Below are 14,098 nucleotides of genomic sequence, written 5' to 3'. Positions count from 1 at the left end.
CTGCCTTAAGCGGTTGTGGCCATGGCGGTTTCAGCGTAAGCGGAACCAAATGGCCGAGACCTACCCAAGCCCCCGTTTTGGAGCCCCCCGCGAGTCGAAATCGCCCGCAAATCCGGGCAGCGGGCTCGTGCGCATGCTCGACATCGTCACCGCCAGCCACGCGCGCGCGGTCGGCTTCCTGGTGCTGTGCGCGCTGCTGCTGTTCCTGCCGGGCTTCTTCACCATTCCGCCGATCGATCGCGATGAGGCACGGTTTGCCCAGGCCACCAAGCAGATGGTCGAGAGCGGCGACTATGTCGATATCCGCTTTCAGGAGGACGTCCGCTACAAGAAGCCGGTCGGCATCTACTGGTTGCAATCGGCGACCGTCGAAGCCGCCGCGATGCTCAAGCTGCCGAAGGCCGAATTGCGCATCTGGGTCTATCGGCTGCCGTCGCTGATGGGCGCGATCGGCGCCGTGCTCATGACCTATTGGGCCGCGCTCGGCTTCGTCACGCGGCGCGCCGCGGTGCTGGCGGCGCTGATGATGTGCGCCTCCGTGCTGCTCGGTGTCGAAGCGCGCCTGGCGAAGACCGATGCGATGCTGCTGCTTTGCGTCGTCTCCGCGATGGGCGCGATGGCGCGGGCCTATTTGTCCTGGCAGCGCGCCGAGGACGAGACGCATCCGCCGTGGAGCTGGCCCGCGATTTTCTGGACCGCGCTCGCAGTGGGCATCCTGATCAAGGGCCCGCTGATCCTGATGTTTGCAGGCCTGACCATCGTCGCGCTCGCGATCCAGGACCGCGACGCCTCCTGGCTGTGGAAGCTGCGGCCGGTCTGGGGCCTGATGTGGATGCTGGTGCTGGTGCTGCCGTGGTTCGTCGCGATCTTCTGGCGGGCGGGCGAAACCTTCTTCGCCGATTCCGTCGGCGGTGACATGCTGAGCAAGATCGGGGCCCAGGAATCCCACGGCGCGCCGCCCGGACTGTACCTGGCGCTGTTCTGGATCACGTTCTGGCCGGGCGCGCCGCTGGCGGCGATGGCGGCGCCTGCGGTCTGGCGGGCCCGGCGCGAGCCCGGCGCGCAGTTCCTGCTGGCCTGGCTGATCCCGTCCTGGATCGTGTTCGAGGCCGTGCTGACCAAGCTGCCGCATTACGTGCTGCCGCTGTATCCCGCGATCGCGATCCTCACCGCCGGCGCGGTGGAGCGGCGCGTGCTGTCGCGCTCCTGGCTCATGCGCGGCTCGGCCTGGTGGTTCGCGATCCCCGCCGCCGCCTCGATCATTGCGGTGGTCGGGGCGGTGATGCTGACGCGGCAGCCCGCCTTCGTGGCCTGGCCGTTCATTGCGGCCGCGCTGATCTTCGGCCTGTTCGCCTGGTGGCTGTTCGATACCAACCGCGCCGAGCGCTCACTGCTAAACGCGCTGGTCGCAGCCCTGATGCTCGCCGTGACAATTTACGGCATCGTCCTGCCGTCGCTGACGCCGCTATTTCCCAGCATCGAGATCGCGCGCGCGCTTCGCAACGTCACCTGCGTCGGACCAAAGGCGGCTGCGGCCGGTTATCACGAGCCGAGCCTCGTCTTCCTGGCGGGCACCCGGACCTTGCTCACCGACGGCTCCGGCGCGGCGGACTTCCTGCGGCAGGGCAGCTGCCGCTTCGCGCTGATCGAGCAGCGCTCGGAGCGCAGCTTCGTGCAGCGCGCCGAGGCGATCGGGCTGCGCTACAAGGTCGGCGCGCGCATCGACGGTTATAATTTCTCGCAAGGACGAGCCATCTCGATCTCGATCTTCCGCTCGGAAGGTACCGAATAGGATGCAGGCGCCGACCGATATTGCGCCGCATGCCGGTTACCCCGCGCAATTGCTCGCCGTGTCCTGGCGCGCGCTGGCGCAGCTCGTGCGGTCGCCCTCGCATTCGTGCCGCGCCGAGGCCGCCCGGAAGCTGGCGCGGCATTCACTATGGCTTGCCATGGCGGGTGCAGCCCTGGTCATCGTGCTGATGGTCGCGTTCGATCAGACCGAGATCCTGCTGATGCCGCCGCGCGGCACGCCGAGCCTGTGGCCGATCCGGATCCTGACCGATTTCGGCAAGGACGAGTATATCCTCTCGGTGCTTGGGGCTGCGCTGGTGGTGCTGGCGCTCGTCGCGGCCGGGCTGCGCGGGAGCCGCCGCGCGCTGCTGCTGGGCTTCGGCACACGGCTGCAATTCATGTTTCTGTCGGTTGCCGTGTCTGCCTTCGTCGCCGAGATCCTGAAATATCTCATCGGCCGCGGACGCCCCTTCGTCGGGGGCACGGCCAATCCGTTCAACTTCGTTCCGTTCGAGGGGACGGGAGCTTATGCCAGCCTGCCGTCGGGCCATGCCGTGGCTGCGTTCGCCCTGGCGTTTGCCGTGTCCGCATTGTGGCCGCGCCTGCGCGTCTTCATGTTCACTTACGCAATCGTGATCCTGCTGACGCGCCTCGTGCTGCTGGCGCATCACCCGAGCGACGTCGTGGCCGGCGCTCTGGTCGGAACGGTCGGCGCCCTGGCCGTCCGCTACTGGTTCGCGGCTCGAAAACTCGGCTTTGCCATCCGCGCCGACGGCACCATCGTGCCGCTTTCAGGGACGGTTTCCGACCGCCTCAAAAGGGTTGCCCACCGGGCATCCGCCCCATAAAAGCGGCTGCCTGCCGGGATCACCGGTTCCCTTGGGCAGGTCAATTCCAACCACGAGCCTCGATTTGTCGACGTCCCAGCCATCGGTTTCCATCGTCGTTCCCGTGCGCAACGAAGCCGACAACATCGCGCCACTGATCGCGGAGATCGGCGCGGCGCTCGATGGCCGCTGGCCCTATGAGATCATCTACGTCAACGATGGCTCCACCGACGCCACCGGCGAGCGGCTTGCCGCCATCATGAAACAACGGAGCAATCTGCGTCAGCTTCGCCATGCAAGATCGGGCGGCCAGTCCGCGGCCGTGCGCAGCGGCGTGCGCGCGGCGCGCGGAGAGATCGTGGCGACGCTCGACGGCGACGGCCAGAACAATCCGGCCTTCCTGCCCGACCTGATCGCGGCGGTCGAGAAGGGAGCAGGGCGCGTCGGGCTCGCTGCCGGCCAGCGCGTCGGGCGCAAGGACACCGGTTTCAAGAAATTCCAGTCGCGCGTGGCCAATGGGGTTCGCAATGCCATCCTGAAGGACGGCACGCGCGACACCGGCTGCGGGCTGAAGGCGTTTCGCCGCGACGTCTTCCTGATGCTGCCCTATTTCGACGGGCTGCATCGCTTCCTCCCCGCGTTGGTCCGCCGCGAAGGCTACGACATCGCCTATGTCGACGTGATCGACCGGCCGCGCCATTCCGGCGTGTCCAACTATGGCTTCTTCGATCGGCTGTGGATCGGCATCATGGATCTCGCAGGCGTGTGGTGGCTGATCCGCCGCAAGAAGCCGACGCCAGAAGTGACCGAGGTGAACGCATGATCATTCAATACGGTCAGGCGCTGAGCAATTATCTCTATGACGTCTTCGTCGCCAAGTTCGATTTCTGGCTGGCGTTCGGCCTCGTCGCGCAATTGTTCTTCACCGCGCGCTTCCTGGTGCAGTGGATCGCGAGCGAGCGCGCCGGCAACAGCGTGGTGCCGATGGCGTTCTGGTTCTGCTCGATGGGCGGCGGGCTGATGACGCTGGTCTATGGCGTCGTGAAGCGCGAGCCCGTGATCATCCTCGGACAGTCGCTGGCGACGATCATCTATATCCGCAACATCATGCTGATCTGGAAGAACCGCGGCACCGCCTCGAAGACGCTGGACCGCTGATACGACGTGTTTATCGCGGCAGCGCCGACGCCGCGCCTGAGGCGGGCAGGGTGGCCGTCTCCGTCTCGGTTCTGCGGTAGGGCTCGCCGGCGGCATCGAGCACGGGATACGCGACCGAGCAGATATGCGAATGGATGCGCCTGAGGTCGCGCAGCACGTCGAGATGCAGCGAGGTCGTTTCGATGGTCTCGGAGCGGCCCTCGCGCAGGCGGTCGAGATGACGCTCGACGGCGGCAAGCTCGGCGTTCTTCAGCATGGTCTTTTCAACCAGCAGCTTGCGCGCCTCGTTGGCGTCGCCCGACATGAAGACGCCGAAGGCGATGCGCAGCGAATCCATCGTGCGCTTGTGGAAGGCGGCGAGCTCCTCGGCCCCCTCGGCCGAGAACTGGAAGCGGCGCTTGATCTTCTTGGTGGCGAGCTCGCTCAGGCTCTTGTCGATGATGTCGCCGATATGCTCGAGGTTGATGGCGAAGGAGATGATCTCCATCGCGCGCCGCCCTTCGCTCTCGTCGAGGCTGCCGCGCATCAATTTCGTCACGTAGAGCTTGATGGCCTCGTCCAGACCGTCGACGAGATTGTCCATCTTGGAGACCTGGTCGACCAGCGCACGGTCGCCGGTCATCATCGCGGCCATCACCTTGCGCAGCATCACCTCGACGAAGTCGCCCATGCGCAAGGTCTCGCGGGCGGCGTCGGCGAGCGCAAGCGAGGGCGTCTCCAGCGCGGTCTCGTCGAGATAGCGCGGCCGGGCCGGGTCGGCCTCCTGCACCCGATCGGGCAGCAGCCACGTGAGCAGGCGCGACAAGGTGTCGAGCAGGCCGATGAAGAGGACGGCCGTGCCGACGTTGAAGGCGATGTGGAAGGCCGCCGTCATCTTCGCGAGATCCGGCTGCCAGGCATGCATGTGCCCGGCGATGACGCCGAGGAAGGGCAGCACGAGCGCGATCCCGATCACGCGGTTGACGAGATTGCCGACCGGCAGGCGATAGCTCGCGGGATCGTCGCGCCTGGCGCCTTCGAACACCGGATTGATGGCGCTGCCGAGATTGGCACCCAGCACCAGCGCCAGCGCCGCTTCCGGCGTGATGAACTGCGAATAGGCCAGCGACATGATCAGAAGCACGCTGGCGACGCTCGAATGTACCGCCCAGGTGACGAGCGCGGCGATGACGATGCAGAGCACGGGATCGCCGGTGACGGCCGACATCACGAGGCGCATGCCGGGTGCGTTCTCCGCCGGCGCCATCGTGTCGAGCAGGATGTGCAGCGACAGCAGCATCAGGCCGAGGCCGATGCAGACGCGGCCAATGTCCTTGATCCGGGAGCGCGGTCCCGAGCGGAAGGCGACGAGGCCGAGCACGAACAGCACCGGCGCGACGGCTGCGATGTTGAATGACAGCACCTGCACGATCAGCGTCGTGCCGACATTGGCTCCCAGCATGATGGCAAGCGCTGCGGCGAGACCGACGAGGCCCTCGGCCGCGAACGACGAGGTGATCAGCGCCGTCGCCGTGCTGCTCTGGAGCAGCGCCGTGAGCGAGAGCCCGGCCGCGAAGGCGCTGGCGCGGTTGCTCAGCGCCTTGCCGAGCAGGCGCCTGAGGTCGGGGCCGAAGGCGCGCAAGATCCCGCTGTGGACCATGTGCAGGCCCCACAGCAACAGCGCAACGCCGCCCATGAGATCGAGCAGAACCAACGTTCCCATGCTCCGTGTCCGGATTGGAAGTCGATTGATGAGGCTAGCGCCAAATGCTTGAGGATCAAACCATTTGTTGGCGCATCGGCGTTAACGTTTGCCGTGGCTGCACGTTCCCGCGGCGCGCATTGGCGCGTCCGCAGGCGCGATGCCTTGCGCGCAGGCTCACATTGCCGCTTTGAGGGCAGCGAAGCCGCGATCGAGATCGGCCTTGAGATCGTCGGTGCTCTCGAGCCCGATGTGGAGACGCAGCGTCGGGCCGCCGGGCGCCCATTTGGTCGCGGTCCGATAGGCGTCGCAATCAAAGGGAATCGCGAGGCTTTCGAATCCGCCCCAGGAGAAGCCCATGCCGAACAGCTTGAGCGTGTTGAGCATGGTGTCGACCGCCTTCTGCGGCGCCGGCTTCAGCACGATGCTGAACAGGCCCGAGGCGCCGCTGAAGTCGCGCTTCCAGATCGCATGACCGGGATCGGTCTCAAGCCCGGGATGCAGCACGCGCGCGACCTCAGGCCTCGCCGCCAGCCAGCGCGCCATATCGAGCCCGGAGCGATGATGTTGCGCGAGCCGCACCGACAGGGTGCGCAGGCCGCGCAGCGCCAGGAAGACGTCGTCGGGGCCGGCGCAGACGCCGAGCAGGCGGATGCCTTCGGCGATCATCGGCCAGGCCTTGGCGTTGGCCGAGATGGTGCCGAACATGATGTCGGAATGGCCGCCGATATATTTGGTGGCGGCCTGCATGCTGATGTCGACGCCCTGTTCCAGCGAGCGGTGATAGAGCGGCGTCGCCCAGGTGTTGTCGTCGATGACGAGCGCGCCGCGCCCATGCGCGACGTCGGCGATGACGCGGATGTCGGGCATCTCGAACGACTGCGAGCCCGGCGCCTCCACCAGAACGGCCCGGGTGTTGGGCTTGAACAGCTTGTCGATGCCGGCGCCGATCAGCGGATCGAAATAGGTGGTCTCGACGCCGTAGCGGGTCAGCATGCCGTTGCAGAAATTGCGCGTGGGCCGATAGACGTTGTCGACCACCAGGATGTGGTCGCCGGCCTTCAGCACCGAGAGCAGGGTGGTGGAGATCGCCGACAGCCCCGACGGCACGATGCCGACGCCGGCGCATTGCGGACCCTCCAGCGCCATCAGCGTCTCCTGGAACGCCTTGGTGGTCGGGGAACCGTGACGGCCATAGGTGAACTCGCCGCGATGGGCGTGCAGGTCCTCGGCGGTCGGATAGAGCACGGTCGAGCCGTGGAAGACCGGCGGATTGACGAACCCCTTCTGCGCCTTGGTGTCGCGGCCGGAGGTGACCAGCCGGGTTTCGGCGTGCTGCTCTTGGGGGTGCGAAGAATCCATGCGTCTGCTTTCAAAACCGCGTTTTCCACCGGACGCATCGCGCCCCTGGGCCGGCCGGAAGGCCGCGGTCGTTAATAACAGAACACAGAAGAGTCCCGTCAACCCCTTGACCCGGCTCGCCAGTCGTTCTGTGATGCGCAGGTGCTATTCAGTCGCCGCATGTTGAGGGGCCTGCCGCGACCTTCGATCCATTGCCTGACCGGACTTCGCGTCACAGCCAACGAGATGGCGGGCGCCAGCGGCGGGGATGAAGGTATGGCCTCCCGAGATCGGCGAGTGTTCGGCAGGGTTTTCCAGCATGACTCTTGCAAGGCCAGTTAGAAGACCTGGCCTGGCAGAGACGAACCTAACGACAACATTCCTGACCTTGAGACGACCTTGAAAGGCCCAAAGCCCATGAAACGCGTAACCCTGGCTCTCACCCTTGCTCTCGCCGCCGGCCTCACCGCCCAAGCCGCCGATGCGCAAACGCTCAAGACCGTCAAGGACCGGGGCATGGTATCCTGCGGCGTCAGCCAGGGCCTGCCGGGCTTCTCGTCGCCCGACGACAAGGGCAACTGGACCGGCATCGACGTCGACGTCTGCCGCGCCATTGCCGGCGCGATCTTCAACGATCCGACCAAGGTCAAGTTCGTGCCGCTGTCCGCCAAGGACCGCTTCACCGCGCTGCAATCCGGCGAGATCGACGTGCTCTCGCGCAACACCACCTGGACCATCTCGCGCGACACCTCGCTCGGCGCCAATTTCACCGGAGTGACCTATTACGACGGGCAGGGCTTCATGGTGAAGAAGTCGCTGAAGGTGAATTCGGCGCTCGAGCTCAACAGTGCGTCGGTCTGCGTGCAGACCGGCACCACCACCGAGCAGAATCTCGCCGACTACTTCAAGGCCAACAACATGAAGTACGAGGTGATCGCGTTCGCCACCAACGACGAAACCGTCAAGGCCTATGAAGCCGGCCGCTGCGACGTCTTCACCACCGACCAGTCGGGCCTGTACGCCAATCGCCTCAAGCTCGCCAATCCCAACGAGCATATGGTGCTGCCCGAGATCATCTCGAAGGAGCCGCTCGGCCCGATGGTGCGCCACGGCGACGACCAGTGGTTCGACATCGTGAAATGGACGCTGTTTGCGATGCTCACCGCCGAAGAGCTCGGCGTCAGCTCGAAGAACGTCGACGAGAAGGCGAAGCTGGAAAATCCCGAGCTGAAGCGCGTGCTGGGCAGCGACGGCAATTTCGGCGAACAGCTCGGCCTGACCAAGGATTGGGTGGTGCGGATCGTGAAGACCGTCGGCAATTACGGCGAGGTGTTCGATCGCAACGTCGGTGCCGGCTCGCCGCTCGGCATCAATCGCGGCGTCAACAATCTCTGGAACAAGGGCGGTCTTCAGTACGCGCCGCCGATCCGCTGATCAGCCCCGATCGGCCGGCAGCGGCATGAGCACCGAGGCTCGAAAACCGCCGCCCCAGATCGCGCTGAAGATCCGGCGCATTCTGGGCGGCAAGGCAGGCTGGAACGGCGTTGCCGTCCAGTTTGCCTTCGCGGCGATCCTGGGCTGGATCGGCTACGAGATCGTCTCCAATGCGCGGGCCAATCTCGAGAACCAGCACATCGCCGCCGGCTTCGGCTTCCTCAGGAACAATGCCGGCTTCGACGTCAACCAGACCCTGATCTCCTATACCGGCTCGGACACGTTCCTGCGCGTGTTCGTGGTCGGGCTGTTGAACACGCTCGTGGTCTCCGTGGTGGGCATCTTCTTCGCCACGGTGATCGGCTTCATCGTCGCGCTGTGCCGGCTGTCGCCCAATTGGCTGCTGTCGCGCGTCGGCGAGATCTATGTCGAGGTCATCCGCAACCTGCCGCTGCTGTTCCAGATCCTGTTCTGGTATCTGGCGGTGCTCGCGGCCTTGCCCAATCCGCGGCAGAGCATTTCCCTGCTCGGCGTCGCCTTCATCAGCAATCGCGGCCTCGTCATTCCGAGCCCGATCGGCCAGGGCGGTCTCGAGCCGTTCCTGGCGGTGCTCGCGCTCGGCATCGTCGCCTCGCTGGCGCTGCGCTTCTACGCCAGGCGAGCGCTGTTTCAGCGCGGGCAGGTGATCCACATCTGGCCCTACGTGCTGTCCCTGCTGTTCGGGCTTCCGCTGGCCACGATGCTGGTATTCGGTCTGCCCTTCACCTTCGAGCTGCCGCAGCTGAAGGGGTTCAACTTCGCCGGCGGCTCACGCATCATCCCGGAATTCGTGGCGCTGACGGTGGCGCTGTCGACCTATACCGCCGCCTTCATCGCCGAGATCGTGCGCGCCGGCATCCTGTCCGTTCACAAGGGGCAGATGGAGGCGGGATCTTCGCTCGGCCTCAGCCGCGGCGCCACGCTCCGCCTCATCGTGGTGCCGCAGGCCATGCGCGTCATCGTGCCGCCGCTGACCAACCAGTACCTCAATCTCACCAAGAACTCGTCGCTGGCGGTCGCGATCGGCTATCCTGACCTGGTGTCGGTGTTCGCCGGCACGTCGCTGAGCCAGACCGGGCAGGCGATCGAGATCATCGCCATGACGATGGGTGTTTATCTCCTGATCTCGCTCCTCACCAGCGCGATCATGAGCGTCTACGGTTGGCGCGTCAGCCGGAGCCTCGGCGCATGAGCGATGTCATGTCATCCAACTTCGTCCGCCAGGACCTGCTCGCCGAGCGTCCGGCGCCGGTGAAGACGACGGGCTTCATCGGCCTGATGCGCACGCGCCTGTTCAACTCGCCGACCAACATCCTGCTGACGATCCTGGGCGCCTTGCTGCTCTGGTTCACCATCATTCCCTCCGTCAAGTTCCTGATGGTCGATGCGGTCTGGAGCGGCAAGGACCGCGCCGCGTGCCTCGCCGAGAACGCCGGCTTCGCGGTCGGCGCCTGCTGGCCCTACATCCAGGCGAAGCTCCCGCAACTGATCTACGGCTTCTATCCCGAGGCCGAGCGCTGGCGGGTGAACCTGACGCTGTTGCTCGCAGCCGTCCTGCTGTTGCCGCTGCTCGTTCCGCGGCTGCCGGCGAAGAGCCTGAATGCCGGCCTGTTCTTCGTCGCCTTTCCGGTGGTGGCCTTCTTCCTGCTGCACGGCGGCGGCATCAAGGGCTTTGGGCTGAGCTGGACGGCTGGCCTGCTGCAATTGTTCGACGAGAGCATCGTCGGTGCCGGACAGGCGCTGCTCACCTCGAGCAGGACCTCTGCGGTCGGCCCGCTGCTCTGGGCCGTCGGCAGCCTCATCGTCCTGCTCGGCACGGTGATCCATTGGCTGATCTTTCCGCTCACCTGGCTGCGCGATTATATCCAGGGCACGGGCCAGTCGGTCTGGACGGATTTCGCCATCACAGCCGCGATCGTCTGCCTGATCGCCTTCGTTCTCGGCGGCGGTGTTCGCACCGGCGGGCGGGCTCTGGCATCGAGCATCGCCACCTTCATTGCCATCGCCATCGTGATCAAGCTGATGGATCTCGACCACGGCGGATTGCCGGTCGTGACGACGAACCTGTGGGGCGGCCTCCTGGTGACGCTGGTGGTCTCCGTCACCGGCATCGTCACCTCGCTGCCGATCGGCATTGCGCTCGCGCTCGGCCGCCGCTCGACGATTCCCCTGATCCGGATCTTCTCGATCGCCTTCATCGAGTTCTGGCGCGGCGTGCCGCTGATCACCGTGCTGTTCTTCGCAACCTACATGCTGCCCCTGTTCCTGCCCGGAAATTTCACCGTCGATGGCCTGGTGCGTGCGCTGATCGGCATCGCGCTGTTCACCGGTGCCTATCAGGCCGAGAACGTCCGCGGCGGGCTCGCGGCGATCCCGCGCGGTCAAAGCGAGGCGGCCGCCGCCCTCGGGCTGTCCTGGTGGAAGACGACCTCGCTGATCGTGCTGCCGCAGGCGCTGCGGCACGTCATTCCGAACCTCGTCAACAGCTTCATCTCGCTGTTCAAGGACACCTCGCTGGTCTCGATCGTGGCGCTGTTCGATCTGCTCGGCTCGCTGCGCGCCTCGTTCGCGGATCCGAAATGGTCGACGCCGTCGACGGCGTTCACCGGCTTCGCCTTCGCCGGGATCATCTACTTCATGTTCTGCTTTGGAATGTCGCGCTATTCGTTGTTTGTCGAGCGGCGCCTCAACGCCCACCGCCGCAACTGATCGAGGCCACCATGTCCGTCCCCATCGTCAAGATTTCGGGCCTGAACAAATGGTACGGCGATTTCCACGTCCTGCGCGACGTCGACCTTGCGGTGCAGAAGGGCGAGCGCATCGTGATCTGCGGCCCCTCGGGCTCGGGCAAGTCCACGCTGATCCGCTGCATCAATGCGCTGGAGGAATTCCAGGAGGGCGAGATCGTCGTCGACGGCATCGAGCTCGGGCCGAACCTCAAGCATATCGATGCGGTTCGCCGTGAAGTCGGCATGGTGTTCCAAAGCTTCAATCTGTTCCCGCATCTGACCGTGCTCGACAATTGCACGTTGGCGCCGATCTGGGTCCGCAACATCCCCAAGAAGGACGCCGAGGCGACTGCGATGAAGTTCCTGGAGCGGGTCAAGATCCCGCACCAGGCCAACAAGTTTCCGGGCCAGATGTCCGGCGGCCAGCAGCAGCGTGTCGCGATTGCCCGGGCCCTGACCATGAACCCGAAGGTGATGCTGTTCGACGAGCCGACTTCGGCGCTCGACCCCGAGATGGTCAAGGAGGTGCTCGACACCATGGTCGACCTCGCTGAAGAAGGCATGACCATGCTGGTCGTGACCCACGAGATGGGCTTTGCCCGCGAGGTTGCCAATCGCGTCGTGTTCATGGACGCCGGGCAGATCATCGAGGCCAACACCCCGAACGAGTTCTTCGCCGCCCCGCAGCACGCCCGCACGAAGCTGTTCCTGAGCCAGATACTGCGCTGAGCCACGGCGCCGGCGGCCTCGCCGGCCTGACCGCAAGCCTGGCACCATCCGAATCGGCTTGCCTCTCTTCGGACCCATCCTCCGGAGAGAGACCTTGCAGAGCAGTGCCGGCGCGCGCGCATACCAGAATGCGCGACTGGAAAAGAAGCTGAAGAAGCAGACGGACGCCGTCATGGCCTTCGCGATCGAGGCGCTCGGGCAGGGCAGGCTTGCCGAGGCCGAGATGCTCTGCCGCGAGATCTTGAAGGAAGTGCCCGATCATTTCCATGCCACGCACCTGCTCGGCCTGCGCGCGTTCGACGGCGGGCGGCTCGAGGAAGCGGAATTCCTGCTCGAGCGTGCGATTGCGCTCGATCCGCGCTCGCCCGACGCGCACGGCAATCTCGGGGCCGTCTATTTCGCGCTGGAGAAATTCAACGGGGCCCGCGCATGCCAAGAGAAGGCCATCGCGCTGAAGCCGAATTGTCCGATCACCCTGACCAATCTCGGCAATACGTTGCTGCACATCGGCCTTGGTGATGAGGCGATCGGGCTGCACGAGCGGGCGATCAGGCTGAAGCCGGATTATGCCGATGCGTTCTGCAACCGCGGCATGGCGGAATTGATGACCGGCCAGTTCGCGCGCGCCAAGGCGAGCTTCGAACGCGCCCTGTCGTTTCAGCCATCTCACGCCGAGGCGATCGCGGGCGGGGGCATGGTCAGCCTCGAGCTCCGGCACTTCGCGGTGGCGGCTGCCGCCTTCGACGCAGCGCTCGCGATCAAGCCGGGGTCGCCGCGGATTCTGCTGCAGCGTGGACGGCTCAACCTCAGTCTGTCCCGGCTGGAGCAGGCGGCCGCGGATCTCGACGCGGCGCTGGCGCAATCGCCACGGCTTGAGCTAGCGCTGTGCTGGCGGGCGCAGATCGACATTCTCGCGGGAAACACCGCGCGGGCGATGGCGGGCGTCAAGACACTGCTCGAGGTCAATCCGCGATCCGAGATGGGGTTGGCGCTTCTGGCGGCCTGCCACGTGAACCAGGGAGACATCGGGACGGCGCTCGCACACCTCGACGCTGCGCTCGAGATCGCACCGGACTTCCCGGAGGCGATCGGATACAAGATCTTCGTGTTGGACTACCTGCCGGAGGCCGATTTCGTCGCGCAGCAGGCCGCGCGAAGATACTGGTGGGATGCGATCGGTGCCAAGCTTCCGCAAAGGACGCTGGCGCCCCGGTCGCTCGATCCGGACCGGCGGATCGTGATCGGATACGTCGCGTCCGAATTCAGGAACCACTCGGCGGCGTACTCGCTGTTGCCGGTGCTGCGCCATCATGATCACGCCAGGTTCAAGATCGTCTGCTATTCCTGCTGGCCCATGCAGGACGACATGACGGAGAGGTTCAAGCCTCTCGCGGATGTCTTTGTCGACGCCGCACAATTGTCCGATGACGAGCTGGCCGACCGCATCCAGGCCGATGGGATCGACATTCTGATCGACGTGTCCGGGCACACGACCGGCAGCAGGCTTCATGTCTTTGCCCGCAAGCCGGCGCCGATCCAGGTCACGGGCTTCGGGCACGCTACGGGGACAGGCCTTCGAACCATGGACTACGTGCTCGCGGACCCGATCTTCATTCCGCAATCGGTGCGCCACCTCCTGGCCGAGAAGGTCCATGACCTGCCGTGCCTGATCACGATCGATCCGATCCTGCACGTGCCGCCTTCGGAGCCTCCCATGCTCCGCAACGGCTACGTCACTTTTGGCGTGTTCAACCGCATCTTCAAGATTTCGGACGAGGCCATCCGGGTGTGGGCGAAAGTCATGCATGCGGTGAGGGGATCGAAGATCATCGTCAAGAACGGGCTGCTTGACGATCCATTGCTGCGCGATCGGCTGATCGCGCGGTTCACGGCGCAGGGCATCGCCGAAGAGAACGTCATCTGCATGGGCTCGACCTCGCGCCCCGAGCATCTGCGGGCCTTTGCGATGGTCGACATTTCCCTCGATACGTTCCCGCAGAATGGCGGCATCAGCACCTGGGAATCCCTCTATGCGGGCGTTCCGGTGGTCGCCAAGCTCGGCAGCGGCGCCTCCTCGCGCGCCGGCGGCTCCATCGTCGCGGCCGTCGGCCTCGATGACTGGGTGGCCGAGGATGACGAGGGCTATGCCGCGATCGCGTGCAAATATGCGGCGCAGCCGGCCCATCTGGCAAAGTTGCGGGCGGACCTGCCGGCTCGGATCGCTGCCTCGCCCGCCGGCGACGTCGGACTTTACACGCGTGAGGTCGAGGCGGCCTATCGCCGGTTCTGGCGCGATCATTGTGCCGCCGCCTCGGAGCTGGTGTAGCAAGATCTTGCGCCGGGCCCCGTGAAATCCCGGAGGCGATGGA

Annotated in this window: 11 protein-coding genes; 9 read left to right on the top strand and 2 right to left on the bottom strand. The window is 65.4% G+C overall.

The window, feature by feature from the left end; all coding sequences use genetic code 11:
- The first annotated feature begins 49 nt into the window (after positions 1–49).
- The 4 genes from ACNJYA_RS19925 (at position 50) to ACNJYA_RS19910 (ending at position 3,776) form a co-directional block, all read left to right on the top strand.
- A complete protein-coding gene (locus ACNJYA_RS19925; protein WP_172789110.1) occupies positions 50–1,792 on the top strand; it encodes an ArnT family glycosyltransferase in 1,743 nt (580 codons plus the stop codon).
- A 1-nt stretch (position 1,793) separates the two neighbouring features.
- A complete protein-coding gene (locus ACNJYA_RS19920; RefSeq protein WP_212257029.1) occupies positions 1,794–2,639 on the top strand; it encodes a phosphatase PAP2 family protein in 846 nt (281 codons plus the stop codon).
- Positions 2,640–2,703: 64 nt separating this feature from the next.
- Positions 2,704–3,441 carry a glycosyltransferase family 2 protein gene (locus ACNJYA_RS19915; protein ID WP_212257030.1) on the top strand — a complete coding sequence of 246 codons (738 nt, stop codon included), beginning with the start codon at positions 2,704–2,706 and terminating at the stop codon, positions 3,439–3,441.
- Positions 3,438–3,776: a lipid-A-disaccharide synthase N-terminal domain-containing protein gene (locus ACNJYA_RS19910; protein ID WP_025036223.1), complete on the top strand. Its 339-nt coding sequence runs from the start codon at positions 3,438–3,440 to the stop codon at positions 3,774–3,776. The genes ACNJYA_RS19915 and ACNJYA_RS19910 overlap by 4 nt, the downstream gene beginning before the upstream one ends.
- A 10-nt stretch (positions 3,777–3,786) precedes the next feature.
- Here ACNJYA_RS19910 and ACNJYA_RS19905 read toward each other — a convergent pair whose 3' ends face one another.
- Together ACNJYA_RS19905 and metC are read right to left on the bottom strand one after the other, a co-directional pair.
- Entirely contained in the window at positions 3,787–5,478 is a 1,692-nt protein-coding gene (locus tag ACNJYA_RS19905; RefSeq protein WP_439363058.1) for a Na/Pi cotransporter family protein, read from the bottom strand.
- A gap of 156 nt (positions 5,479–5,634) precedes the next feature.
- Positions 5,635–6,819, bottom strand: coding sequence for a cystathionine beta-lyase (gene metC / locus ACNJYA_RS19900; protein ID WP_439363057.1), 1,185 nt, complete (start codon positions 6,817–6,819; stop codon positions 5,635–5,637).
- A gap of 396 nt (positions 6,820–7,215) precedes the next feature.
- Here metC and ACNJYA_RS19895 point away from each other — a divergent pair, with 396 nt between their 5' ends.
- The 5 genes from ACNJYA_RS19895 to ACNJYA_RS19875 all read left to right on the top strand — a co-directional run bounded on the left by ACNJYA_RS19895 (position 7,216) and on the right by ACNJYA_RS19875 (position 14,055).
- Positions 7,216–8,232: an amino acid ABC transporter substrate-binding protein gene (locus tag ACNJYA_RS19895; protein ID WP_172789105.1), complete on the top strand. Its 1,017-nt coding sequence runs from the start codon at positions 7,216–7,218 to the stop codon at positions 8,230–8,232.
- 25 nt (positions 8,233–8,257) lie between these two features.
- The gene (locus ACNJYA_RS19890; protein ID WP_439363056.1) at positions 8,258–9,463 is read left to right on the top strand and encodes an amino acid ABC transporter permease; all 1,206 of its coding nucleotides are present in this window, start codon (positions 8,258–8,260) and stop codon (positions 9,461–9,463) included.
- Positions 9,460–10,980: an amino acid ABC transporter permease gene (locus ACNJYA_RS19885; RefSeq protein WP_212257034.1), complete on the top strand. Its 1,521-nt coding sequence runs from the start codon at positions 9,460–9,462 to the stop codon at positions 10,978–10,980. The genes ACNJYA_RS19890 and ACNJYA_RS19885 overlap by 4 nt, the downstream gene beginning before the upstream one ends.
- 11 nt (positions 10,981–10,991) lie before the next feature.
- Positions 10,992–11,729, top strand: coding sequence for an amino acid ABC transporter ATP-binding protein (locus tag ACNJYA_RS19880; protein ID WP_439363055.1), 738 nt, complete (start codon positions 10,992–10,994; stop codon positions 11,727–11,729).
- A 94-nt stretch (positions 11,730–11,823) separates the two neighbouring features.
- Positions 11,824–14,055 carry an O-linked N-acetylglucosamine transferase family protein gene (locus tag ACNJYA_RS19875; RefSeq protein WP_439400595.1) on the top strand — a complete coding sequence of 744 codons (2,232 nt, stop codon included), beginning with the start codon at positions 11,824–11,826 and terminating at the stop codon, positions 14,053–14,055.
- Positions 14,056–14,098: the final 43 nt, after the last annotated feature.

Source organism: Bradyrhizobium sp. BLXBL-01, assembly GCF_051853025.1.
Taxonomy (GTDB): Bacteria; Pseudomonadota; Alphaproteobacteria; order Rhizobiales; family Xanthobacteraceae; genus Bradyrhizobium.
This window is presented reverse-complemented; position numbering and strand designations above follow the sequence as displayed.

What these genes read in the sequence shown, in the direction of transcription:
- ACNJYA_RS19925 (WP_172789110.1), top strand. Translation starts at nt 50, where the DNA reads ATGGCCGAGACCTACCCAAGCCCCCGTTTTGGAGCCCCCCGCGAGTCG.
- ACNJYA_RS19920 (WP_212257029.1), top strand. Translation starts at nt 1,794, where the DNA reads ATGCAGGCGCCGACCGATATTGCGCCGCATGCCGGTTACCCCGCGCAA.
- ACNJYA_RS19910 (WP_025036223.1), top strand. Translation starts at nt 3,438, where the DNA reads ATGATCATTCAATACGGTCAGGCGCTGAGCAATTATCTCTATGACGTC.
- ACNJYA_RS19905 (WP_439363058.1), bottom strand. Translation starts at nt 5,478, where the DNA reads ATGGGAACGTTGGTTCTGCTCGATCTCATGGGCGGCGTTGCGCTGTTG.
- metC (WP_439363057.1), bottom strand. Translation starts at nt 6,819, where the DNA reads ATGGATTCTTCGCACCCCCAAGAGCAGCACGCCGAAACCCGGCTGGTC.
- ACNJYA_RS19895 (WP_172789105.1), top strand. Translation starts at nt 7,216, where the DNA reads ATGAAACGCGTAACCCTGGCTCTCACCCTTGCTCTCGCCGCCGGCCTC.
- ACNJYA_RS19890 (WP_439363056.1), top strand. Translation starts at nt 8,258, where the DNA reads ATGAGCACCGAGGCTCGAAAACCGCCGCCCCAGATCGCGCTGAAGATC.
- ACNJYA_RS19885 (WP_212257034.1), top strand. Translation starts at nt 9,460, where the DNA reads ATGAGCGATGTCATGTCATCCAACTTCGTCCGCCAGGACCTGCTCGCC.
- ACNJYA_RS19880 (WP_439363055.1), top strand. Translation starts at nt 10,992, where the DNA reads ATGTCCGTCCCCATCGTCAAGATTTCGGGCCTGAACAAATGGTACGGC.